This window comes from Mesorhizobium sp. WSM4836 (assembly GCF_055811815.1).
This window is the reverse complement of the sequence record NZ_JBVVQF010000005.1, coordinates 225,858-249,426: the sequence shown is the minus strand read 5'-3', so window position 1 is coordinate 249,426 and position 23,569 is coordinate 225,858. Positions and strand designations below refer to the sequence as shown.

General features: G+C 63.4%; 23 protein-coding genes. 4 read left to right on the top strand and 19 right to left on the bottom strand.

The features are described from left to right. Positions 1-5: 5 nt before the first annotated feature. Genes AC0L2P_RS08990 through AC0L2P_RS08955 form a run of 8 tightly spaced genes read right to left on the bottom strand, consistent with a single transcriptional unit; the run spans position 6 to position 7,375 of the window. The gene (locus AC0L2P_RS08990; RefSeq protein WP_473500870.1) at positions 6-992 is read right to left on the bottom strand and encodes a GNAT family N-acetyltransferase; all 987 of its coding nucleotides are present in this window, start codon (positions 990-992) and stop codon (positions 6-8) included. A gap of 7 nt (positions 993-999) precedes the next feature. Further along, the gene (locus tag AC0L2P_RS08985) at positions 1,000-2,064 is read right to left on the bottom strand and encodes a glycosyltransferase (protein ID WP_473500869.1); all 1,065 of its coding nucleotides are present in this window, start codon (positions 2,062-2,064) and stop codon (positions 1,000-1,002) included. A gap of 6 nt (positions 2,065-2,070) precedes the next feature. After that, positions 2,071-3,003: a glycoside hydrolase 5 family protein gene (locus AC0L2P_RS08980; protein ID WP_473500868.1), complete on the bottom strand. Its 933-nt coding sequence runs from the start codon at positions 3,001-3,003 to the stop codon at positions 2,071-2,073. Continuing rightward, entirely contained in the window at positions 2,996-3,757 is a 762-nt protein-coding gene (locus AC0L2P_RS08975; RefSeq protein ID WP_352660331.1) for a TIGR04290 family methyltransferase, read from the bottom strand. The genes AC0L2P_RS08980 and AC0L2P_RS08975 overlap by 8 nt, the downstream gene beginning before the upstream one ends. Before the next feature lie 2 nt (positions 3,758-3,759). After that, positions 3,760-4,560, bottom strand: a complete 801-nt coding sequence (locus AC0L2P_RS08970) for a nucleotidyltransferase family protein (RefSeq protein WP_473500867.1) — start codon at positions 4,558-4,560, stop codon at positions 3,760-3,762. Further along, the gene (locus AC0L2P_RS08965) at positions 4,560-5,663 is read right to left on the bottom strand and encodes a CgeB family protein (protein ID WP_473500866.1); all 1,104 of its coding nucleotides are present in this window, start codon (positions 5,661-5,663) and stop codon (positions 4,560-4,562) included. The genes AC0L2P_RS08970 and AC0L2P_RS08965 overlap by 1 nt, the downstream gene beginning before the upstream one ends. 15 nt (positions 5,664-5,678) lie before the next feature. Then, positions 5,679-6,275: a histidine phosphatase family protein gene (locus tag AC0L2P_RS08960; RefSeq protein ID WP_473500865.1), complete on the bottom strand. Its 597-nt coding sequence runs from the start codon at positions 6,273-6,275 to the stop codon at positions 5,679-5,681. Then, positions 6,272-7,375 (bottom strand): inositol-3-phosphate synthase, encoded by a 1,104-nt coding sequence (locus AC0L2P_RS08955; RefSeq protein WP_473500864.1) that lies wholly within the window; start codon positions 7,373-7,375, stop codon positions 6,272-6,274. The genes AC0L2P_RS08960 and AC0L2P_RS08955 overlap by 4 nt, the downstream gene beginning before the upstream one ends. Before the next feature lie 159 nt (positions 7,376-7,534). On the opposite strand from AC0L2P_RS08955, the gene AC0L2P_RS08950 reads away from it, so the two are divergent. After that, the gene (locus AC0L2P_RS08950) at positions 7,535-9,367 is read left to right on the top strand and encodes a hypothetical protein (protein WP_473500863.1); all 1,833 of its coding nucleotides are present in this window, start codon (positions 7,535-7,537) and stop codon (positions 9,365-9,367) included. On the opposite strand, the gene AC0L2P_RS08945 is transcribed toward AC0L2P_RS08950, so the two are convergent. From AC0L2P_RS08945 to AC0L2P_RS08905, 9 genes are read right to left on the bottom strand one after another with little or no spacing between them, the layout of a single operon-like run. Continuing rightward, a complete protein-coding gene (locus AC0L2P_RS08945) occupies positions 9,304-9,591 on the bottom strand; it encodes a hypothetical protein (RefSeq protein WP_473500862.1) in 288 nt (95 codons plus the stop codon). The two genes, AC0L2P_RS08950 and AC0L2P_RS08945, sit on opposite strands and share 64 nt — an antisense overlap. A gap of 28 nt (positions 9,592-9,619) precedes the next feature. Further along, positions 9,620-10,666: a UDP-glucuronic acid decarboxylase family protein gene (locus tag AC0L2P_RS08940; protein WP_473500861.1), complete on the bottom strand. Its 1,047-nt coding sequence runs from the start codon at positions 10,664-10,666 to the stop codon at positions 9,620-9,622. Positions 10,667-10,689: 23 nt separating this feature from the next. Continuing rightward, positions 10,690-11,799, bottom strand: a complete 1,110-nt coding sequence (locus AC0L2P_RS08935; RefSeq protein WP_473500859.1) for a CgeB family protein — start codon at positions 11,797-11,799, stop codon at positions 10,690-10,692. Further along, entirely contained in the window at positions 11,796-12,890 is a 1,095-nt protein-coding gene (locus tag AC0L2P_RS08930) for a CgeB family protein (RefSeq protein WP_473500858.1), read from the bottom strand. Before AC0L2P_RS08930 ends, AC0L2P_RS08935 begins: the two co-directional genes overlap by 4 nt. After that, positions 12,887-14,017, bottom strand: coding sequence for a CgeB family protein (locus tag AC0L2P_RS08925; RefSeq protein ID WP_473500857.1), 1,131 nt, complete (start codon positions 14,015-14,017; stop codon positions 12,887-12,889). Before AC0L2P_RS08925 ends, AC0L2P_RS08930 begins: the two co-directional genes overlap by 4 nt. A 2-nt stretch (positions 14,018-14,019) precedes the next feature. After that, positions 14,020-15,123 (bottom strand): glycosyltransferase family 4 protein, encoded by a 1,104-nt coding sequence (locus tag AC0L2P_RS08920; protein ID WP_473500856.1) that lies wholly within the window; start codon positions 15,121-15,123, stop codon positions 14,020-14,022. After that, entirely contained in the window at positions 15,108-16,400 is a 1,293-nt protein-coding gene (locus AC0L2P_RS08915) for a TIGR04295 family B12-binding domain-containing radical SAM protein (protein WP_473500855.1), read from the bottom strand. The genes AC0L2P_RS08920 and AC0L2P_RS08915 overlap by 16 nt, the downstream gene beginning before the upstream one ends. Then, complete coding sequence (locus AC0L2P_RS08910; RefSeq protein ID WP_473500854.1) at positions 16,397-17,476, bottom strand: NAD-dependent epimerase/dehydratase family protein; 1,080 nt, start codon at positions 17,474-17,476, stop codon at positions 16,397-16,399. The genes AC0L2P_RS08915 and AC0L2P_RS08910 overlap by 4 nt, the downstream gene beginning before the upstream one ends. Continuing rightward, entirely contained in the window at positions 17,473-18,579 is a 1,107-nt protein-coding gene (locus AC0L2P_RS08905; RefSeq protein ID WP_473500852.1) for an NAD-dependent epimerase/dehydratase family protein, read from the bottom strand. The genes AC0L2P_RS08910 and AC0L2P_RS08905 overlap by 4 nt, the downstream gene beginning before the upstream one ends. A gap of 257 nt (positions 18,580-18,836) precedes the next feature. Here AC0L2P_RS08905 and AC0L2P_RS08900 point away from each other — a divergent pair, with 257 nt between their 5' ends. Beyond that, entirely contained in the window at positions 18,837-19,106 is a 270-nt protein-coding gene (locus AC0L2P_RS08900) for a hypothetical protein (protein WP_352467978.1), read from the top strand. Positions 19,107-19,130: 24 nt separating this feature from the next. On the opposite strand, the gene AC0L2P_RS08895 is transcribed toward AC0L2P_RS08900, so the two are convergent. Next, the gene (locus AC0L2P_RS08895) at positions 19,131-19,727 is read right to left on the bottom strand and encodes a response regulator (RefSeq protein WP_473500851.1); all 597 of its coding nucleotides are present in this window, start codon (positions 19,725-19,727) and stop codon (positions 19,131-19,133) included. Between the two features lies 1 nt (position 19,728). Next, complete coding sequence (locus AC0L2P_RS08890; RefSeq protein ID WP_473500849.1) at positions 19,729-19,926, bottom strand: hypothetical protein; 198 nt, start codon at positions 19,924-19,926, stop codon at positions 19,729-19,731. Between the two features lie 166 nt (positions 19,927-20,092). On the opposite strand from AC0L2P_RS08890, the gene AC0L2P_RS08885 reads away from it, so the two are divergent. Together AC0L2P_RS08885 and AC0L2P_RS08880 are read left to right on the top strand one after the other, a co-directional pair. After that, entirely contained in the window at positions 20,093-23,197 is a 3,105-nt protein-coding gene (locus AC0L2P_RS08885) for a CheR family methyltransferase (RefSeq protein ID WP_473500847.1), read from the top strand. After that, the gene (locus tag AC0L2P_RS08880; protein WP_473500845.1) at positions 23,194-23,553 is read left to right on the top strand and encodes a response regulator; all 360 of its coding nucleotides are present in this window, start codon (positions 23,194-23,196) and stop codon (positions 23,551-23,553) included. Before AC0L2P_RS08885 ends, AC0L2P_RS08880 begins: the two co-directional genes overlap by 4 nt. The last annotated feature ends 16 nt before the right edge of the window (positions 23,554-23,569 follow it).

Genomic DNA, 23,569 nt, shown 5'->3' with positions numbered 1-23,569 from the left:
GCTCATCATCCTTTGCTCCGCGTCCAGATCTTGCGCATCGACCACCGGTCGACGGCGCCCCAGCTGTATTTGTAGGCCTCTTGTCCGCGCAGAAAATCGAACTCTTCCGCGCCTTCGCAGATCGCCTGCCTTATCGCCTGGCCGATGAGCAGCGCGCCGGGACTTTCCTCGGCGTAGGCCGGATCGAAGCCACCGAGGTAAGCGTAAGCGCGGCCCCGATGATGGAACCCGTAATAGGCGCCCACGATCGCGTCACCGATGGTGATAAGCCAGCATCGGGCAAGCACTTGTGCGACCAGCTGCGGCAGCGCGTGACGATGGAATTCTTCCACGCGGGTATCGGACAGAACGCCGTCGCCGTGTCCGGCCCAGCGCGCGCGGTGAAGGCGGATCAGGTGATCGAGGAATGTCTGCGGATCGGACAAAGCGGGTTCGATGGAGAGCCTGCCGCGTCTCGACGCGGCCCTGTGGGCGCGGCGCAATTGGCGCCTCCGCCGCGCCGGAACACAGCCGTGAAGCGTCTGATCGCCGGCGAGGGCGAGCACCGGGCAAGCAGCATGATCGACGGCTTGGCACGATTCGAGCGCGGCATGCCTGATGGCAAGCCCGGCGCCGCCGGGAGGCAGGTCCTGCAAGATCCACTGCGACCAGCCGAGGGAAAGAACCGTGTCGGCGATGCCGGCGGCGACCGGTTCGGCGATCTCGGGAAGACAAAGGACGTCCAGATAGTCGCTCAACGAAATCCCGACCGGGAGCAGCCGCGCGCCGGATTCCTGGCATTCCAGATAGAGTGGCGCCAGGCCGACCAGATCGTCGCCACGCCAGACGGCGACCGTCGCTAGCTCGCCGGGGGCGAATGTCCGCCACCATGGCAGCAACCATGCGGGAGACTGGAACGGCGTCGCCGAGGAACTGCGCGACCAAAGCTCCCACCAGTGCGGCTCGAGGGTTTCGAGGTGCGCCGGATCGTCGATGATCTCACTGTGGAGCATGTCCCGCTCACTTCGCCGTCGCGAGCTGCCCGCTGTCTGTGCCGAGCCGTGCCAGCGCCCGATAGGCGTCCATGTAGGAGGAAACCATGCGGTCGAGTGAAAAGCGCCGCCGCGCCTCGGCCCGGCAGGTCTGGGGGTCCAGGCCGCGTGCGGCAACGATGGCTTGCGCCATCTCGTCGACATCCCTGACCAGATACCCGGTCTTGCCATGCTCGACCACATCCGGCAGTGCGCCATTCGGGAAGGCCACCACGGGGGTGCCGCAGGCGAGCGCCTCCATGGCGACGAGCGAACTGGTTTCCGCGGCAAGGCTCGGGATGACCAGGCAGCAGGCTGTGTTCAGCAGGCGCCGCTTGGCGACAAAGCCGAGCGGACCGAGGAAGCGGCGCCGGTCGTCCAGCCGGGGTTCGACCTCATCGCGAAAATACGCGGTGTGGGTTTCGTAGGGGTAGACTTTGCCGCCGACGACCAGCGGCACACCGGCCTTCTTGGCTGCGACCAGCGCCAGATGGATGCCCTTTTCCGGGCAGACGCGGCTGAGCACGAGCGCAAAGTCGTGTTTGGCCTGTGGTTCGCTCAGCGCGTCGATGTCCACTCCGTTGGGAATCGGCCCGATCAGCCTGGCGCCCGGCGGTGCGCTTCTTTGCTGAGCCGCCGATACCGAATGCAGCCACAAATCCTGCCGCGCCGGATTGAGAGCGTCGGCCGGATACCAGTCGAGCGGCAAATGCAGGGTCACCAATGTCGGCCCGTCGTCCGGCAGATAGCCATCGAAATCGATGCCGTGCAAATGAACCACGTCGATTCGCCAGCGAGCGCGTGCGGTAGCAATTGCAGCGCGATGAGCACGCTGCGCCCGGCGCTTCGCCGCTTCATCGAGCACGCCCGGCTCGGCCGGCGTCTCGATGAGGACACCCGCGGCGCTCGAGCCCTGGCAGCCGATCACGATAGAGCGGTGTCCGGCCTGTACGAGCGCCTGGTCGAGCATCGACAGCACCTGCTCGGCGCCACCGACCGCATCCGGCCCGACGGGGGCGAGGGGATAGGCGACGTTGAGGACGGTGAGCGTCATGGCTCCTCACGCAGCGGAGGCGCGTAGCCTGCCGACGCAAGGGGCAGCGATGCTGCCGGCATAGCGGCGCGTCATTGCCGCGCAGAACTCGGCGAATTCCTCCGGCACCAGCGGCGGACTGCTGTGGTGCGGCATCATTCCGCGATGTTCCGGCGTGAAGCAGAAGGTGACCGTCACGTCGAAGTCGGCCAACGCCTCCATCTGCCGGTCGAACCAGTCAAGCGCGTTGGGCCTGAAGCTGTCGGCCCAGGAAAGGCCGGTGCGCAGATTGGTGACGCCGAGCCGTTTCATCCAGGCGACGGCGTCATCCAGCCGGTGATCTTCGAAATGGAACCACTGCACCAGTCCCATTGCCGGCGTGTGGTGCAGGAATTCCTCGAGCGCCGGCTTTGGCGTGCCGTCCTGGCGAAGCAGGCCCATGTAGAAGTGGCGATAGTAGGAGGAGCCTTCCGCCTCGCGATGGCGCGTCGTCGCTTCCCACTCGCGCGGCAGGTCGTAGAGGCTGTACCATTGGATGCGCGGTGCGTTGCCGATCAGCAATTCCGCGGTCCGGCGTAGGCCCCAGACCTGTACCTCCTCGGCGCCGAAGGTCGAGACGCCGACCTCGCTGACCCACACCGGAAGATCAGTGACGGCCGAGATCTCGCCGATCTTCTGCGGCCATTCGTGGATCTGCCAGAGGTTCCAGTCGAGCGGAAAGCCGTGCACGGCGACCGCGTCGACATGATCGAGCACGCCGAATTCCTTCATCCGTGTCATGAAGCCGGCATCGATCGGCGAGATGCCGCCAAGGACTTTGGTCAAGGTGGGATTCTCCGACGCGATCGCGTCGGCGGCCAGGATTGCCGTAGTGGCGAAGCGGCTCCAGTCGGGGTCGAGCTCCGGATCCCAGTGGGATTTGTTGTTGGGCTCGTTCCAGATCATCGCGGCTTCAATCATTTATCTGTCCTTTCGACGGGTAGACGGCACCGCCGCCGGCCGGTACGTCGGCGGTGCGGCAGAAATAGACCTCCTGCTCCGGTTGCAGCACGATCTCGAAGCCGGCGCTGCGCAGCATGGCTTCGGTGCAGGCACGGTTGGGAATCCACCAGTTGGTCGGGTCGTCGGCATAACGATGCTCGATGAAATGCAGCTTTGGGAATTCCGGCCGGTCGAACAGGTCGTGGGTCCAGAAATGATAATTCTGCTCGAGCGCCGGCACGTTGGTGCTGCCGCGCTGCATCGACTGGAAGATCATCAGGTCATCGGCGACATGCTCCCGGATCAGATCGAGTGCGAGCAAGGGATGGCGCAAATGGTAGAGCACTCCCATGAACAGCACGATGTCGAACCGCTCACGCAACGCGCCAACGTCGTAGACCGAGAGCTGCCGGAACTCGATATCGCAGTCCGCTACCTCAGCGGCAAAGCGCGCCTGCGCCAGGTAAGCCTCGTCGAAATCGATGCCAAGCACGCGGCCGGCGCCGCGGCGTTTCATCTCGATCGAGTAGAAACCCGCATTACAGCCTATGTCGAGCACCGCCTTGCCGGAAAGATCGGCGGGAATCGCGTCGGCGAACTTGCGCCATTTGATCAGCGGATAATTGCCAAGGAAATGGTCGGGAGCGGTTTCGATGCCGGCTAGTTCCATATTGTGGAACCATGGGCCGAGCGCATCGATACGGCGGCGGATTTCGGCATCGGAATGCAGCATGGCTAGCCTCCTTCGCCGGCGAGGATAGGGACGTGCTGGTGGCCGGGCAGCGTAATGGCGGCTTGGTCGTCCTTGGTACCGGTGGCGCTTTCAAGCAGCCGAAGTGCGGTGCGGTAGCCGTTGAAGGTGCCGACGTCGACATAGGCCGTGCCGGCCTTGATGCCATGCGCTTCGCCCCCGGCGGCGAGATAGGCGTTGACCAGCGTGCCGATATATTCGTCGCACCGGTCCCGTTCCCGCCACAGCGCGGCGAGCCGGTGAAGGGTGCGGCCGGGCATCTTGAACGCACCCCAGATCCAGTTCGATTGGGCATTCTGCTGCTTGACCTGGATTTGCTTCACCCGGCCGTCCTCATCGACAACGACGGCATCGAAGAACTCCGGCTGGTCCACCGGAAACAGCAGGAAGGACAGGCTGTCGCCCGGAAGGGCCAGGAAGCCGTCTTCGGGAAACCAGATTGTATCGGGCAAACCGACCAGAACGGTCTCGTCGGCTGCGACGAGTGGTGCGGCGCGGAAGATGGCGTCGCAAAGGCCGACCGGAGAGGGCTGCACCACAAACAGAGCGGCCGCGTCGGCATAGCCGGCAGAATAATATTCGAGGATATCCGACTTACCCGAGCCGATGACGAAGCAGATCTTGTCGGCCCCCGCGCGCACCATGCGGCGCACCAGGTATTCGCTGACTGCGCAAGGCCGCTCGGTGTTGCCGTCGATGCGGCTGCCGACCGGCAGAAGCTCCTTAGAAAAGCCGAGCGGCTGGATGCGGCTTCCGCGTCCGGCGGCGGGCACGATGCCCAACATCAAACTGCCTCCTTCAACGGCTCGCCATGCGTGGAGCCGTGCGGTGCATCGGACAGGATGCGGTCGAATTCCTTCGCGCGCCGCGCCGAGGTGTGTTCGTCCAGCACCCGCTCGCGCGCTCGGCGGCGGATCGCGTCAAGCTCGGCGTCGGACAGGTCGAGCGCGGCGACCACGTCGTCGGTGCTGTTGGCCACGACGATCTCTTCACCGGGCCGGAAAAAGGCCTCCAGTCCGGGCCATGTGTCGCTCACCATCGCGGCACCGCAAGCGGCGGCTTCGAACAGCCGGCCGGAAGGACACCAGCCCCGTTCGGCCATCGCCTCGCGGGTCACGTTCAGGGTCAGCCGTGACGATGAAAAGAAAGCAGGGTGGTCGGCCGGCGGCAGATGCCGGACGAAGAAGATATTGTCGCTCCACGGGAATTCTTGCGGATATTGTGCGCCGCCAATGATGAAACGGCGATCCGGCAGGCGCGCAGCCGGGCTGACCAGCAGCCTCTCGACCCCGGCCTGGCGGTCCGCCGCATAGGTCCCGAGATAGGAAAGGTCGCCGGCAAACTCCGGCCTGGGCGGGGCCGGCCGGTGTCGCTCTGGATCGACATGGCCGTAGAGCGGCATAACGCGGCGTGCACCCAGCATCGACTGCAATGCGTCGATGGCGGTTCCTCCCGTATAGCTCAGCACGAGATCGAAATCGCGAAGCCCTTCCGGCCCGAAATAGGCCGGAGGATCACCTTGTTCGATCCGCGCCAGCGTCACCGGCGTGTCCAGATCGTAGAAGACCTTCAGCCCGCGACAGGCCTGGTGGGCAAGGCGCGACGCGCTCACGGCATCGGGGCAATAGGAGGTGACGATGACGACATCGGCCTCGTTCATTGCCTGCTCGGCAACGCGCTGGATGTCCTCCCAATCGGGGTAAAGGACAAGGTTGCCGCCATCCAACTGGTCGAGGTCGCGCGTCCCGGCATAATAGGGGGTGTTGCGTTCGAAGAAGGTGATGGACCAGCCCAGCCCGGCCATCGCCCGGATCAATCCGCGCCACAGCGTGGCGTGGCCGTTGCCCCACGACGATGTCACGGTAAGACCGAAAATGACCATGCGCATCCGGCAAATTCCTCGTCAGGCAGCTTCGTTGAGTCTGATCAGCTTCGACCCCCAGTCTCCCCAAACAACCGTGGTGATCGACGCCGGGTCGATATCGAAGCGAAAGCAGTTTCCCAGCGACACGCCGAGCACCTTGCACACGGCGGCCTTGATGACGTCGGCATGGCTGACCAGTGCAACGCACTGGTTCTGGTATGTTCCGCGGACCTGCTCGATCAGCGAGACGACGCGTTGCTGCACGTCAAGCATGGTCTCGCCGCTCGGTGTTCTCGCCTGCTGACGTTGATCGTTCCAGACCCGCCAGTCGGCATCCTGGTTCAGCTCTTCGAAGGTCTTTCCCGACCAGGTGCCGAAGTCGATCTCATCGAGTTCCTCGCGGATCACGATTTCGCCGGCATTGCAGGCGAGCGCGATCGGATTGGCAGTCTCCTGCGTGCGTTCGCGCGGGCTGCAGAGGATTGCCGCTATCGCCTCGCGTGCCATGCGGTCAGCCAGATGCGAGGCCTGTGCCTTGCCGGCCTCGCCAAGGCACACGCCAGCTAGCCGTCCGGCAAGATAACAGCCGACATTGTCGTGCGCGGCGTGACGCACCAGTAAGAACGTCGTCGTCATTCCGCGGCATCGAGCATCGGCTCGTCCTTACCGGCGATGAAAGAGAGCGTGCGCTGGCGGGCCTCCGCGTCGGTGAACTGCTCTGGCGGCGATTTCATGAAATAACTGCAGGGACCGGTCAGCGCGCCCGCGATGCCGCGATCGAGCGCCAGCTTGGCGCAACGCACCGCATCGATGACGACGCCGGCCGAGTTGGGCGAATCCCACACTTCCAGCTTGAGCTCGGCGTTCAGCGGCACGCCGCCGAAGGTCGTGCCTTCGACCCGGATATAGGCCCACTTGCGGTCGGTCAGCCATGGAACGTGGTCGCTCGGCCCGACATGAATATTGCCGGGCTCCAGGGGAACGTCGAGCTGGCTGGTGACGGATTGCGTCTTGGAGATCTTCTTCGATTCAAGCCGCTCGCGCTCCAGCATGTTGAGGAAGTCGGTGTTGCCGCCGAAATTGAGCTGGTACGTGCGATCGATGCGCACGCCGCGCTCGCGAAACAGGTTGGCGAGCAGCCGATGGACGATGGTCGCACCGACCTGGCTCTTGATGTCGTCGCCGATCAGCGGCAGGCCGTGCTGCTCGAAGCGTTGGCGCCACTCCGGCCGCGAAGCGATGAAGACTGGTATGCAGTTGACGAAGGCGCAGCCCGCCTCGAGCGCGCACTCGGCATAGAAGCGCGTTGCCTCTTCCGAACCGACTGGCAGATAGGACACCAGGATTTCGGCGCCGCTTTCGGCGAGGATCTTGCCGACGTTGGCGACCGGCTCCTCGGCCTCCTCGATCTCGTCGCGCAGATATTTGCCGATGCCGTCCAGCGTCGGTCCGCGTTCGACGCGAGCGCCGGTAGGCGCGACATCGGCAAAGCGGAAAGTATTATTCGGCGCGCTGTAGATCGCGTCAGCCACATCGCGTCCGACCTTGCCTTTGGCGACATCGAAAGCGCAGACCACTTCAATGTCCTTGACATGATAGCCGCCAAGATCGGCATGCATCAGCCCGGGTATGGGTTCATTGCTCCTTGCGTCGCGGTAATAGGTGATGCCCTGAACAAGGGAGGAGGCGCAGTTGCCGACGCCCACTATTCCGATTCGAACTTTCTTCGATCCCACGAAACCGCTGCCTATGCTGTTGAAGGTAAGTTCTTCGTGCCAAACCGCCTGCCTCCCGGATTGTTCCTTGCCGGCTGCAAAAATCGTGCAACCGATAGTGGATCAAAGTAGCGCCCGCCGAGTTGTGCAGCTGGGGGCGAGACCAACCGGGACGGGACAATGATCGTCTATGGCGACCACAAGCAAATTCGGAGCGCGCGATATGTTCGCGCCTCGGCCTGCGACGCGGCCGGGCACATTGCGGACATGCCAAGCGGGATCGGACGGCACGCAGCCCTGGTCGGCCTGTTCGTCAGGGTCTCGGAATTGGTCCAGGGCCTTGCCGATGCTGAATTCGAGGCCAACGGCATGGACAGGAATTCCTCACAGCGGATCGCGGGCACAAATCTCCTGGTCGGCTTGGCCCGGGACGTGGGCAGATCGTGGAACGCCGGATTCGCCATTGATGGCCCGATCGATGCTGAAGCGCTGCGAATGCTGGCCGAACTCGATTGCGATGGCGAAATCCTGACCGGCACGGCTGAAGGATTTGCCCATTATGCGCTCTATCCGGAGAGCTATTTCGTCGCCGCGCGGCAGTCGGGTCTCGATGCGAAGACATGCGTGATCGGCATCCGCAGCATCGGCCTGGGGTTGGCAGCGATGGTGGCGGCAGCCATCGGCGCACCGGCACCCGTCAGTGTCCGGCCGATCGGCCACCCGTTTCGCAGGCGGCTTGCCGCCGATCCGGAGCTGATCGGCGGCTGGAGGTGGAGGCCGTCGGCCCGCTTTGCCGTCGTCGACGAAGGCCCGGGCCTGTCAGGCAGTTCGTTCCACGCCGTCGTCGCATGGCTCCAAGCGCGGGGCATCGATGCCGTGCGCATCCATCTGTTCCCCAGCCATGTGGGTGGCCCAGGCCCCGAAGCGTCGGCGGACAGTCGCGAGGCATGGACGGTTTGCCAAAAACACACCGCGGACTTCGAACGGACTTTCCCCGCCGGATCCGTTGTCCCGACGTTACGGGCGTGGGTGGCCAGGACGATCGGCCGCACGGCGGTCAGCCTGATCGAAACATCCGGCGGAGAGTGGCGTCGCTTCCATTATGGTTCGCAGGATCATTGGCCCCCCGTCCACCGCGGCTTCGAGCGGCGAAAGTCTCTTGCTTCTGCGGGTCGGGAAAAATGGTCGGTCAAATTCGTCGGCCTCGGTGAAATCGGAATGCACAAGGCCGAGGTCGCCGTGAGGCTGCACGATGCAGGCTTTGGCCCGGGAATCGCCGGGCTCTGCCATGGCTTTCTCGTCGAACGCTGGATCGACGGTACAACGCTGGACCGGGCAAGACTTTCGAAAGAAAAAGTGGTCGCTCATCTCGCGCGCTATCTGGCCTGGCGCGCAGCCAATCTGCCCGCCTCCGAGCCGGGTGCCTCGCTAGAAGCGCTTGCCGACATGGCCGTGCAGAATACACGTGAGGCGCTGGGCGAAAGCCGCGCGGCGGAGCTGCAGACCTGGTTCTCGAAACAGGCTCCACGCAAGAGCATGCAGCGGGTCGAGATCGACGGGCGACTTCATCCGTGGGAGTTCATTCTTCCAAGCAATGGCATGCTCGTGAAGACGGACGCCCTCGATCATTGCCGATCGCACGATCTGATCGGCTGCCAGGACATCGCCTGGGACATTGCCGGCGCCCGTGTCGAGTACAGCCTCTCCAGCGCGGCGACTGCGGCACTTTGCAAAGCTGTCGAGGCGAGTACGTCCCGTCCCGTCGATGCCAGTCTGGTCCACTACTACGAGCCCTGCTATCTCGCCTTCCAGCTTGGCTTGTGGAGCTTGGCTGAGCGATCGGGCGACGGTCGGGAACGGGACCGGCTGGCGGCCGCGGCAAGACGTTACGCTGCAGCGCTGCTTCGTTTCCTGGAAAGCCAAGGCGACCTGCGGCCGCTCGAGCGGGATCAGTCCAGCCGGCGCAGCATATCCGCTTCCTTTTCGAGGATGGCCGCTACTTCCTCCCTCTGAAGATGCGTCAGCATCAGGCTCACGCAACATTCCAGATAGGTGATGGAGGCGCGCCGCAGGAAGGCAGCCGTCTCTCTTGCGGCCATTTGCTCGATGTCTTTGGCGGATCGCTTCGGATGCACAATCGTCTCCATGCCGGTATCCTGGCCGAACCAGAAGCTGGACGGGTTGTTCCCGCGACGAGAAAAAGTGACCAAATCCGAAACGGCGGCGCTTTCCGTCATGACCAAGCGGCCTAGACGCTCCCCGCCTTCAGGCCGGCAGATTTTGCAGCCGGCCTGAAGCCGGACGCACGGTGGCGGCAATTCGACGTCTTCTGTCGATCATCTGCGCCGTCTCAAGCTCGGCAAAATAGCTGACTGTGTGCATCAGGCCCTGCCTAAGGTGCACCTTTGGCGACCAGCCGAGAAGCTTTTTGGCGCGGGAGATGTCGGGTTGCCGCCGGCGAGGGTCGTCTTGCGGCAGCGGCAGGAATTTCAAGGCGGATTCTGTACTGGTCATGCGCCTCACCAGGCCCGCCAATTGCAGGATGGTGAACTCCCCCGGATTGCCCAGATTGACGGGCTGGCGCGGATTGGGATCGACCTCCATCAACCGGATCAAGCCGTCGACCAGATCGGAAACGTAGCAGAACGACCTGGTCTGCAGCCCGTCGCCGAATATCGTCAGCGGCCGTCTCTCGAGCGCCTGCATGATCAGGTTGGAAACGATCCGTCCGTCGGCAGGGTCCATCCTGGGACCATAGGTATTGAAGATGCGCGCGACACGGATATCGGCTTTTCCCATTCTCAAATAATCGAAGCACAAGGTTTCGGCGGTGCGCTTGCCTTCGTCATAGCAGGCGCGTGGGCCGATGCAGTTCACGTGCCCGACATAGTCTTCCTTCTGCGGATGCTGTTCGGGATCGCCATAAATTTCGCTGGTGGACGCCTGCAGGAAGCGGGCGCCGTTGCGGGCGGCGAGCTCCAGCAGATTGAGCGTCCCGATGACGCAAGTCCGCGTCGTGTGGACCGGGTCGGCCTGGTAACGCGGCGGCGAGGCCGCGCATGCCATGTTGAAGATGCGGTCCACCGGTTCGCCAAGCTCCAACGGCCGGCAAATGTCTTGCTTGATCAGCCGAAAATCCGGACGATCGGCGATCGATGCTATGTTCTCCATGCGGCCGGTAAGGAAATTGTCGACGCAGATCACGCGCCAGCCGGCCTGGAGCATTGTCTCGCAAAGATGCGAACCGAGGAAGCCTGCGCCGCCGGCGACAAGCACGGTCCTGGTCCGTTGCGCCTTTTTTGATAGCTGCATCTCTATCTTCTCCCGTCTGCGGGTCATGCTGCGCTCTCGACGTCCAGATCGAGAACAGAACGTGGCGATTTCGCCTGCGCCAGCAGCGAAACGAATTCGCGGGCTCTTGCGATGCTTGTGTGAGCTGCCAGGATGAGCACGCGCGCCTGCTTGGCCATGGCAAGCCGGGCGCCGTCGGATTCCCCGGACAGGATACCGATTACGTCCTCGGTCCTGCGCGCCGTGTGGATCGTCCGCTCTGGAAACAGGCTGTCCAGTCCGGCCCAGCTATCGCTGATGATCGCCGTGCCGCAGGCGGCTGCCTCGAAGAGTCGCACGCTGGGCGACCATCCGGCCGCGATCATGGAACTGCGCGTGACGTTCAACGTGTAGCGTTGGCGGCTGTAAAAGGCGGCGTGATCTGCCGGCGGCAGGTGTTCGATACGATCGACATTGCCCGGCCAGACGATTTCGCGCGGATATTGCGAACCTGCCACGACGAAGCGGCGCTCCGGCATGCGACGCGCCGGTTCGAACAGCAGGGCCTCCAGCGTCGCCTGGCGGTCGGGGCTGTAGGTGCCGAGATAGCCGAGATCCCAGCGGATTGGATCACCGGTTCCGTGATGCCGTTCCGGGTCGACGGAGCAGTAGAGCGGCTCGGCCCGCCTCGCGCCGAATTCCGCCGTCAGACGGGCGAGCGTCGGTCCGCCGGTGAAAGAGAAATAGACGTCGAAATACGGGACCTGCCGCCTGGCAATATACTCGCAATCATCGGTTGAAAGCTTTGCCAGCGTGACCGGCGTGTCGATGTCGTAGAAGCAAAACTGACCCGTGCGCAGCGATGCCACGACGTCGATGATTTCAGGGCCGTCCGGGACGAAGGAGCCGACGACCACGATATCGGCATCGCGCAGGCAGCGCGCAAAGTTGCGGCGAAGATCGTCGGTCGTTTCATAGTAGCGCAACGCGCAGAAATCGGGATCGCGCAGATCCCGGTGACTTGCGTACCACGACACATCGCGCTCGAGAAAGGTGACGCGATGGCCGAGTTCGTGGAGACCTTTAAGCAGCCCCCGAAAGGTGGTGGCGTGGCCGTTTCCCCAGGATGAGGAGAGCGACAGGCCAAGAAAGACGATGTCGAGCGGCTTTGTCATTCGGCCGCCTCCACGGTCGGACGCTCGAAATGACGTCTGAAAATGGCGTCGGCCAAAACGGCACGTGTCGTATAGGTATGTTCGCCAAGCACCCGCCGAAGCGCAGATGCCCCGATCGCCTTGGCTCGTTCGGCGCTAAGGCTTTGCATGATCTCGGCGACATCGTCGCCATCGCGCGCGACCAGGATTTCCTCGCCGGGTTTCAGGAACAGGTCTACACCGAGCCAGTCGTCGGTGATGAGGCAGGCGCCGGCGCCCGCCGCCTCGAAAACCCGCGTCGCAGGCGAAAAACCGTTGGCCGCCATGCTGTCGCGGCTGATGTTCAGCACCGCCTTGGCCGTGACGTTCAATGCATTGTGGTCACGCGTGCCGACATGGCCGAGCCATCGGACATTGGCGGGCATCTGCTTGTCGCCCCAGCCCGAGCCGCCGAGCAGGAAGCGCTGATCGGCCGAGCGGCCGGCCGGATCGAGGAAGAAGGCTTCGACGCGCGCCTCGCGGTCCGGCAGCCGGTTGCCGAGAAAGGCGAGATCGCAGGCAAAGCGCATATCCTTGTCGACCGGATGATGCGTCTCCGGATCGAGCGCATTGTAGATCGGCACGCATTCGGCGGCCCCCATTGCCCGATAGGCCCAGACCACCGGGTCGCCGCCGCCATAAGTCAGCACGACGTCGATTTCCTGCAGCGCGCGATGCAGCGGATGGTCGGGCTCGTCGCGCAACTGGCCAAGCGTCGCCGGCGCGTCGACATCCCAGAACACGGTGAGCGCATCGGCACGGGCGTGATCGAGCACCGCCCGCAACAGCGCGTCGTCGGCGAAACCGACGCCGCTTGCCTTGACGACGATATCTGCTTCGGCGGCCCGCGCCGCCACCTGCATCATGGCGTGCGGGGTGGCCTCATAGACGACGACGGCACACCAGTCCGGCGCCTCGATATCGCGGTTCTTCTGGCGATCGTAGACGTCCGGCTCGTAGAAGGTGATGTCATAGCCGAGCATTGCCAGGGCCTTGAGCAGGCCGCGGTAATAGGTGGCCGCACCGTTCCAATAGGACGACAGCAGGCTCGACCCGTAGAATGCGATCTTCATTCGGCTGCCTCCTTTGCAAGGATCGTGTCGGCGGCTTGGCGGTGCCCGCATTCGGCGAGCACGCCGAACAGCTCATCCGCCCGGTGCCGGCATGTGTGCCGTGAGCGAATAGTCTCGAGGCCCGATGTCGCCAGGGAAGCGGCGAGATCCGCGTCACGCAGCACGGCGCGAAGATGATGCCGCATCTCGAAGCCGGTGTTTGCAAACAGGAAATCGGTGCCCGGCCTGAATAAGCGTTCGACATCGGACCAGGGCGCCGAAATGAGCGGAATACCGCAGGCGAGCGCCTCGAACATGCGGATGGTCGGGATGCCGGGCAGGCTTTCGCGGTACGGACGCCGCGGGATGTGGACCGTGATACGGTTCGCCGCGAATGCCTTCGGCACGTCGGCATTGGCGATCCAGCCTTCGTAGCGCAGGCCGGCGGCCGCAAGGTCGGCGAGCGCCTCCCGCGGATAGCGAACGCCGTGGACGGTTCCGCTCAGGCCGAGTTCGCGCACCGGGTCGACCAGGAACTCCCTGATTTCGGCGCCGCGCTCGTCGTCGCCCCAATTGCCGATCCAGATAAGGTCGGAACTACGCTCGATTTCAGGATGTGGCTGGAACAGGTGGTCATCGGCTGCCTCGTGCCAGGTGAAGACCCGCTTGCCCCACCCAGCGCGGAGATAGCTTTCCCGCAGCGCCTCGCCGAAGGCGAGCACGCCGTCATAATGCTCAAGCCGCAAGGCGGAAATCGCTTGCGTGGCCGAGATGGCGCGATGGTGCGTGTCGTGGAACAGCAGCGTGAAACGCCCGCCATTCGCTTTCGCCCTGCCCAGCCGCGCGACAAGGTCCGGCTCGGTCCACTCATGCACGATCACCACATCGGCGTCGGAGATCCAGGCTTCGTGGTCGAAGGCGGCATCATAGGTGACCGGCATCAACTCGGGAAAGTCTTTCCGGAATCGCTCGATCGCGAAGGATCCTTTCTCGGCCAGCAGGTTCGACCGGCTCCAGCCGTCGGCAGGCTCCAGCGCGATGGCCTGGTGCCCGCGTGCGACCAGCTCACGCATGATGCCGCGCAGGAAATGTGCGTTGCCGTGGTTCCAGTCGGAAACGATCGAATGGGTGTAGAACAAAAACCGCATAATCAACTATCCGCCATGGTGGCCAGGGCCGCCTTGTCGTAGATGCCGCGCATGGCGGTCGCCTGTCTTGCTAATGAAAATCTGCGGCTTCGGCGGGCGGCTGCCTCACCGAGCTCTCGCCGGCGCTGCGCGTCGCTGCAAAGGCTGTTGATGCATCTGGCGAGATCGCCCGGATCGCGCGCGTCGTAGAACATGGCCGCCCCGTCCCACAATTCGCGATAAGTCGAAATATCGGCGAGCACCAAAGGCGTCTTCGACATTGCGGCTTCCAGCGTGGCCAGGCCGAACGGTTCGTACAGCGACGGCGATACGAAAATGCCGGCCCGCGCCATCAGCAAGCGCACGTCCTCATGCGGTACCGGCCCGACCGGAACGGCGTGGCTGAAGCCAACATGCTGGCCGTCCGGGCCTTGCAAGGAGCCGGCGACGAAGACCGGCCATTGCGTCAGGGAGGCGGCATGGTCCAGCACCGCCGCGTTCTTGCCTTCGTCCCACCAGCGCGCGGCGGCGAACACGACCGATTCCCGCCTTTCGCTCTTCTGGCCGGGCCGTGCGCCGTTGCCGACGACGCTCAGGCGCGCAATCGGCCCGTAGCAGGTTTCCAGCATGTCGGCATGGCTGCGGCTCGGTGCAACGACCATGCCTGCGTTGTCGAAACCGCGCCGGTTGCGCTCCTTCTGCCAGGCCCATTCGCCGTCCGCCGTCTGTCCTTTGACGGCGTGGAACCATGTCACCACGCAGGAATGCGACACCGCCACGACCGGGCAGGGCACGTCGAGCCCCGCGGCCTGGGTCGGCGCGTTGAGATGGACGACCTCGATGGCGTAGTCACGTATGAGCGGGTGCAGCTCCTGCTGCAATGCGTCGAGATCGTGCTCGTTGCGGGTGATCCAGTCGGGCGGCGTGTTAAGCCATGTCAGCGACGCAAATGACTGGGCCTCCTCGGCCTGCTGGCTGGACGGTTCCGGACCAAGCCCGGCGAGCACGACGCTGTCGCCGCCGGCGACCAGTTGCCTGGCCAGATCGAGCGCATAGCGCCAGACGCCGCCAACGGCATCGACAGTCATCAGGATACGCCGCGGCCGCGAGCTCAGTGTCCGCAACATGTGGCCTCCAATTCGGCCAGCGGACGCGGCCGCTTCTCCTGGATGTCGCTGAACCTTTGGAAGGATGCGAGATAATGTTCGTGCGCGCGCTCCCAGGCGAGATCGTCCGGCTCGCCCCAAAGTTCGCGGTAGCTCGGCGAACTCGGATAAGGATAAAGCGGCACCGGTTCGTTGGCCCAAACGCCGTTGTCGATCAGGTGCTTCCGCCAATAATCGACCAGCGCGGGATCGTCCTCGACCACGCCGATCAGATTGGCCTGGACGAACGGCACGTGGCGCCTTGCATCGACCAGCAACGCGGCCAGTTCCTCGGTGCCCAGCCGGCAGCGTTTGGCCAGCATGGCGCGGCCTTCCACCGTCAGGCTTTCGAGCCCCGCTTCGATCGAGACGCAACCGGCGGCACCGAGCAGCTTCAGCAGTTCCGGCTTCCAGAGGTCGATCCGGGTCTGCACGCCGAACTTCACATCGCGATCGACCAGCGCTTCCAGCAATGCCTTTTGCGGCAGGAAGATCTCGTCGATGAAGTAGATGTAGCCGACGCCCTGTGCGATCAGCCGGTCGATCTCGGCGATCACCGCCTCGTGGTTCCGGCGGCGATAGGCATCGCGGAAATCGATCTTGGCGCAGAAGCTGCAATTATAGGGGCAACCGCGCGACGCCTCGACTTCCGCACCGAAACCGATTTGGTCGTCGTCGAAGCGGTGATGATGATGCTGATGCGCGGCAATCCAGTCCGACGGCCATTCGAGCGCTGGATGGTCGATGAACGAGCTGGCATGCACGCCGCCGTTCGAAACCAGTTCTCCATTCTCGAAATGGGCGGTGGACGGCACTGCGCTCCAGTTGTCGCGTCGGGCAAGTTGTGCGACCACTTCCTCGCATTCGCCGCGCACGACGATATCGACGCCAAGCTTGCGCAAAGTCGGCGTCGGCGTCGCCGAACCATGCGGCCCGACGGCGACAGTGCGGCCGCCGCGCCCGGCAAGATGGTTGAGGAAATCGGCCGGTACGCGCAACTCGGGCGGTGCGCAGCGCCAGAACAGGTAGGTCGGCGCGGTGGTGACGACGGTCATATCAGGCTCGAAGGCGGCGACGCGATCGGCAAGCGCGGCGTTGTCGAGCTTCTGGATCTGCCCGTCCAGCATCAGCGCCTCGTGGCCGGCGGCTTCGAGCAAGGCTTTCGAATAGCCGAGTTCGAGCGGCAGATGCGGCTGGCGGCAACCGAAATAGATGCTGTCCTGGTAGGTCCAGGACGGATTGACTAGGGCGACCTTCATGCCACGTACCTCGCCGGTTCGGGATGCGGGTCGAGGCGATGACGCTGCAGCCAGTCGGCGAGGTCGCGAATGCCGTTTCGCCACGAGACCTGCGCTTTCCATCCCAGCGCCGCCTCGATCGCGCGTGTGTCGGCGACGAAGAACGGTTGGTCGCCGGTGCGTTCGCGATCGTAACGGATCGGAACGTCCCGTTTCGTTATGTCGCGAATCTCGTTCAGCAGCATGCGCAGGCTGACGGCGTTTTCCGGTCCGCCGCCGAGATTGAATGCCTCGCCCTTGACCGCCTCGATGCGGTCGAGCACGGCGCGGTAAGCCGCGACCGCGTCGGCAACATGCAGGATGTCGCGCACCTGCTTGCCATCGCCATAGATGGTGATCGGCCGGTCGGAGAAGGCGCTGAGCAGGAAATGGGCGACCCAGCCCTGATCCTCCGTCCCGAACTGGCGCGGGCCATAGATGCAGCTCATGCGCAGCACCGCCGTCGGCAGATCGTATGACTTGGCGTAGTCGAGGACATACTGGTCCGCCGCGCCCTTGGAGCAGCCATAGGGGGTGCAGAAATCGAGGCCGCGCGTTTCGTCGACGCCGTGCGCATGGATGGCCGCGTCGCAAGGCGCGTATTTGTCGTCCTCTTCGCGCATGGCGAGGTCGGCGAGGCGGCCATAGACCTTGTTGGTGCTGGCGAAAACGATGGGGATGCGCTTGCCGCTGCGGCGAGCGGCTTCCAGGACGTTGAACGTTCCGCGCAGGTTGATGTCGAAATCCTCGTCCGGCCGAACCAGGCTCGTGGTGACGGCGGTCTGCGCGGCAAAGTGGAAAACCGCCTTCGAACCAGCCACCAGCGGCATCAGCGCCTCGGCGCCGCGGATGTCGGCTATTTCGATGGTGAGGCGGCTGCCGTGCTTTTGCCTCAGCCATTCCAAGTTCTGCTCGACGTCGGGACGGCTCAGATTGTCGATGACCAGCACCGGTTCGCCATCCGACAACAGGCTGTCGGCGAGGTTTGAGCCGATAAAGCCGCTGCCGCCGATAATGGCGACGGGCGCATCGCGAAAATTGGGTGAATCCGGTCTCATGATACCAGTCCTCGCGCTTCGAGTTCCCGCTTCATCTCGGCGCTGCGATCGATGGCGACCGTGTTGCGCACCCATGCCACGAAATCGCCGAGCGAATGCTCCAGCCGGTGCTGCGGCTGGAAGCCGAGCAGTTCGCGCGCCTTCGAGATATCGGCAAAGCAGTTACGGATATCGCCGGAGCGCGCCTTGCCGAGGATTTCCGGCTGGCGGCCAGGCACGCCCATTGCTTCGGCGAGCAGCCGGGCGACCTCGCTGACGGCGTAGGCTCGCCCGCTGCCGATGTTGATGACGTGGCTTCGCGCCTGGGGCTGTTCCAGCGCCAGCCGGAAGGCGCGGGCAACGTCGCGCACATGCACGAAATCGCGCTGCTGTTCGCCATCCTCGAAAATCAGCGGCCGCTGGCCATTGGCGATGCGCGAGGCGAAGTTCGCCAACACGCCGGTATACGGATTCGAGAGCGCCTGTCCGGCGCCGAAGACATTGAACAGGCGCAGCGCCACCGCGTCGACGCCATAGGCTTCGCCGAAGATCAGTACGGCGCGTTCCTGGGCGTACTTTGTCAGCGCGTAGATCGAGGCGAGGTCGACTGGTTTCTGCTCGTCGGTGGGCAGCGGCGACAGGACTTCACCTTCCGGCGACAGGGGATTCCATTGGCCGCTGCGGATGTCGTCCGGCTGCCGTCTTGCATTGTCGATGCGCCGGCCGTCTGGCGTGGCATAGAGACCCTCGCCATAGACGCTCATCGAAGAAGCGGCGACGATCCGCTCGATCGGGCGTTTGATCAGCGCTTCCAGCAACGTGGCGGTGCCGAGGTCGTTGGTGCCGACATAGCGGACGATCTCGTACATGGATTGGCCGACGCCCACCTCAGCCGCCAGGTGAATGATCGCGTCGACATCGTCGACCGCCTCTGTGATGGCGTCGCGATCGCGAACGTCGCCTTTGATCAGCTTGGCGCCTGCCGGCAGGCTGATTGCCTCGCCGCCATGCACCTGGTCCAGCAGCGCATCTAGAATTGAAACCCCATAACCATGTTCAACGAGTTCCTGGGCGACGTGGCGGCCGATAAAACCGCAGCCTCCCGTGACCAGTATACGTTTCACGACAACTCCTCATATGAATGGCTTTGCCGCCCCAAACTTCCGGGCGAAAGGTTTGTTCCCTTGCTTCAACAAAGTTCCCGGAGCGCCGCGTTCGCGAAAAGCATCCTTGCCTTGGGCACGGGAACATCGAAGCGCGCTTGGTGTTAGGAGCCATAATCGACCAACCGCGCGCACATGCCGGCCGGCGATGCATCTGCTGGTTGTACGAAGGCAGACCGGGATCTCGCGGTGTGCGGTGGAATCGAAGGGAGATTGCGATGTCTGAATCGAAGACGACCACCGATCATGATGAAATCCGCCGTTGGGCCGAGGATCGCGACGGTCGGCCGGCCGTGGTGCGCACCAAGGGCGAGGGCGGCATACTGCGCATCGACTTCGGCGAGCCTGAAGAGACGTTCGAGCCCGTCGAGTGGGACGAGTTCTTCAGGATATTCGATGAGAACGAACTGGCCTTCCTCTACCAGGACGAGACCAGCGGCGGAAAAACCAGCCGCTTCAACAAATTCGTCGAGCGCAGCCGGAAATAGGGTCGCGGCAAACAGCGGCCATGGTCAATGCAGCAGATTTGCTCCACGTGCTTTGACGATATTTCGCATGATGCCGTTGAGCCAATCCTCGGTGGAGGAGCCGGATCGTCTCTTGTCGATCTCGCCGATGGCCTGCTCGAGCGTCCGCTCGACCAGCCGGTCGGAGGCCTCCACATCTCCCAGCAGCAGACGCGCCGCGAGCCTGAGCTTAGGCAGCAGCGAAAATACGTCGTCCGAGGGCTCGGACGCTCCGCCTGCTTTCGATGCCGACGTCTCGGCTGGGAAGAGAGCATCGAAAACAGCCTGGGCGTCGGAGGATTTTCGGAGGCTGCTGGCATACCGAAGCCGCTCAGGAATAACGATGTCTTCATCGCCGCTGAAAAACACGAACGGCACGCCGCGGCGCACCAACTCGTCGGCGATCGGAAATACACGTCGTCCGTTGAGATTGATGTCCAGGATCGCGGCTTCCGCCTCATCCGTATGTTTCGATGCCTGTTCGACCGTCGCTACTGGGCCAAGCACCACGGCGCCCATCTTGCTGAAGTAACGTGCAAGATCTCCCGCCAGCATCCATTCGTCCTCGACGATCAGGATATGCAAGCCTTGCAGGTCGCGCACCTCATTGTTCCTTCTTTCTGCGGGATCTACGCTTGTCGGCGCGGGCTTCTGCAAAGTGGCGCGCCAGCACCTCTTGCAACCGTTCCGCGAGCGCCAGCAGGCGAGGCGGAATGTTTTCAGATATCGGGAACTTGGTCAGATCCGGCGACGGCAACAGGATTCGCTTGGCCGGCTTTAGTTCAGGGGATCGTTTTGCCATTGGAACCGCCTCCAAAGTAAAATGTTAATGCCCACCGGCGGTACTTTGTTCCGTTGATGGACTATTCGCTGGCCTGAGGCTCAGCCCGGTCTTAATCTGAGGCGCGATTTGGGTCTAAGGCCCGACTTGACGGCTTCGTGTTCGCGGCGGTTACCAGGGGCTTGGCGTGGCATCCCAGAATGGAACATTTCCCATTGTCGGCGTCGGCGCATCGGCCGGCGGCATTCCCGCGATGGAGGGCCTGTTCAAAGGACTGACCGGTGACACCGGCATGGCGTTCGTCGTCGTCACGCATCTCAGCCCAGAGCGGGAAAGCCTGCTGCATGAGGTCATCCGACGTTACACCGAAATGCCGGTGGTCGTGGCCGAGGAGGGCGTGGCGGTCCAACCCAACCAAGTCTATGTGATGCCGCAAAACGTCGTCCTCACCATCCGTAAGGGCGCGCTTTCGCTGCGCCGGCCCAACACGCTCAACCGCGAGCGTAAGCCAATCGACATTTTCTTCAGCGCATTGGCCGAGGACCAGGGCGAGTATGCCGTCGGCATTATCCTGTCGGGTGGCGACTCGGACGGCACGCTCGGCGCCAGGGCAATCAAGGAGCATGGCGGGCTGACCATTGCCCAGGCCTCCAACGGTTCCGGCCCGCGCAATCCGGACATGCCGCAGAGTGCGATTTCGAGCGGCTTGATCGACATAGCGGCGCCCGCCGAGCAGATCGGGGCAAAGCTTCAGGCGTTTGTGCGCGGCTTCGATGTGCTGAACGGACTGACCGAAGCGGACGACGATCAAAAGGCCGAGATGGATCGGGCCCGCGATGAAATCTACGCCATTTTGCGCAGCCAATCCGGTCACGACTTTTCCGGCTACAAGACCAAGACTTTTTTGCGTCGCGTAAAGCGGCGCATGCAGATCACGCAGTTGCAGTCGATCGCCACGTACATAGAACGGCTGAAAAGGGATCCGGACGAGGTGGCGAAGCTGTTTCGCGACCTGCTCATCAACGTCACCAGCTTTTTTCGCGACGCCGAAGCGTTCAAATTGCTGGAGGAAAAGGTCATACCGCAGATTTTCGAAGGCAGGAACGCGTCCGATGCGGTGCGTGTCTGGGTGCCCGGCTGCGCCACCGGCGAGGAGGTGTTCTCGATCGGCATGCTGATGCGCGAGCGCATCGAGAAACTTTCCGCTCCGCCGCGTGTCCAGTTGTTCGCGACCGACATCGATGAGCCGGCGCTCGCCGTTGCGCGTGCGGCGCGTTATCCCGAAGCGCTGCTGCACGGGCTTTCGCCACAGCGCAGGCAACGCTTTTTCCACAGCGACGGCGAGAGCTATGTGCTCGGCAAAGAGGTGCGCGAACTGTGTATCTTTTCGCCGCACAGCATTATCCGCGATCCGCCCTTCTCCCGCATGGATATGATTTCGTGCCGCAACCTGCTGATCTATTTCGGTCCGCAGATCCAGAACCGGGTGATTCCGATCTTCCATTACGCACTGAGGCCGGGCGGTTATCTGTTCCTCGGCACCTCGGAAAGCGTCGGTCAGCACGGCGACCTTTTCGCCACGGTCGACAAGAAGCAGCGGATATTCCAGGCGCGGGAACATGCCACGCCTCGGCCGCTGGTCCTGATCGGCAATGGCCGCACGGGTGCCCTTCCGGTCGGACGCGGCGGCTCGAAGAAGGATGCCGCCAGCCATTCACTGCGCCAGGCGATCGAGGCTCAGGTGCTGGAGCGGTTCGCCCCGCCTCACGTTCTGGTCAATGGCGATGGCGACATCGTCTACTATTCGGCGCGGACGGGCAAATATCTGGAAGCGCCGCAAGGCGCCCCGAGCCGGCAGTTGCTGACCCTGGCCCGCCGCGGGCTGAGACTTGAGCTGCGCGCCGCGTTGCGGGAAGCAGCCACGACGCGCCGCACGGTCGTGCGGGAGAACATAGCGGTCGAGGAAGATGACGGACAGCTTCAGTTCATTACACTGACGGTCGAGCCATACACGGAACGTGGCAATGGCGAGCCCCTCTACCTCGTCCTGTTCAATTCGGTGGCACAGCCCCGGATGCGCTCCGAGCCGGCACGCGAAAACCGCGGCACCGATGACGCGGCCGATCTCGAACGGGAGTTGCGGGACACGCGCGAGCGGCTGCAATCGACCATCGAGGAATACGAAACGGCGCTCGAGGAAGTAAAGTCTTCGAACGAGGAACTCGTCTCCGTCAATGAAGAGGCACAGTCGACCAATGAGGAGCTTGAGGCCTCGAAGGAGGAGATGCAGTCGCTCAATGAAGAGCTCAACACAATTAACGCGGAGCTGACCGGCAAGATAGAGGAGCTTGACCGCGCCAACAGCGACCTCAGAAACCTGTTCGAAAGCACGGAAATCGCCACCATCTTCCTCGACCGCAACCTTGTGGTGCGGACGTTCACTCCCGCGGCATCATCCTTCTTCAACTTGCGTCAATCCGATGTCGGCCGGCCGCTGACCGATCTTTCGAGCCAGCTCGACTACCCCGAGTTGAAGCGGCACATCGAGGCGGTGTTCGAGACCGGAGAAACCCTGAACCATCATCTTGCGCGCGACGACAAGGGCCGGTTCCACCTGGTTCGGATCAACCCTTATCGGGACAAGAGCGGCGGCATCCAGGGCGTCGTCGTGACGCTGATCGACGTGACGACACTGGCGCAGGCGGAAGAGCGTCAGCAGGTGCTCATCTCGGAGCTGAACCATCGCGTCAAGAACATGCTGGCGGTCGTCGCCAGCATCACCAACCGGACACGTGAAAACTCGGCGTCGAAAGACGAGTTCGCCGACGCCTTGATCGGCCGGCTGCAGGCGATGTCACGAGCCTACAGTCTGCTCTCGCGGGAAAGCTGGACCGAAGCTTCCGTGGAGGAACTGCTGCGCCAGGAACTCGATCCCTTCGGGGCCGAACGGTTCGAACTCCATGGCAAACGGGTGAGCCTCAAGCCGGTACAAGGGCTTTCCTTCGGCATGGCAATCCATGAACTGGCGACGAATGCCGCTAAATATGGCGCACTGTCGAAACCTGCCGGACGGATAGTCGTAAAATGGTCGGTCGCAGACGGAACCTTCAGGCTCACCTGGCGCGAGAAGGGTGGCCCCCGCATCAAGGAGCCAACCGACAGCGGTTTCGGCCTTACCCTCCTACGTGGCGAAATCGGCTACCGGCTTGGCGGAAAGGTTGAAACAAGTTTCCACTCAAATGGTTTGGAGGCGGAAATCGCATTCCCTCTGACCCGCGAGGGCTCGTCGTGACCGGACAGATGCGCGTGCTGATCGTGGAAGACGAATGGCTGATCGCCGACGACGCGGCGGCCTACCTGCACAAAGCCGGCCATCAGGTGGTCGGACCGGTTTCCTCAGTGATGGCCGCGCTTCGGCTCATCGACGAAGGCGGCATCGACGCGGCGCTGCTGGATATCCAGCTGAACGACGAAACCAGCTATCCGATTGCGGAAGCATTGCGGGGGCGAGGCGTGCCGTTCGCCTTCCTCTCCGGGTATGGCGAGCGCGAAATTCCGGCCGGGTTCCGCACCTGCAGGATCGTGCAGAAGCCGGCGAGCCAGAGTGCGATCCTGAATGCCGTGGATGAACTCGCGCGAGCCTGCTGAGATACTGTCAACCCGG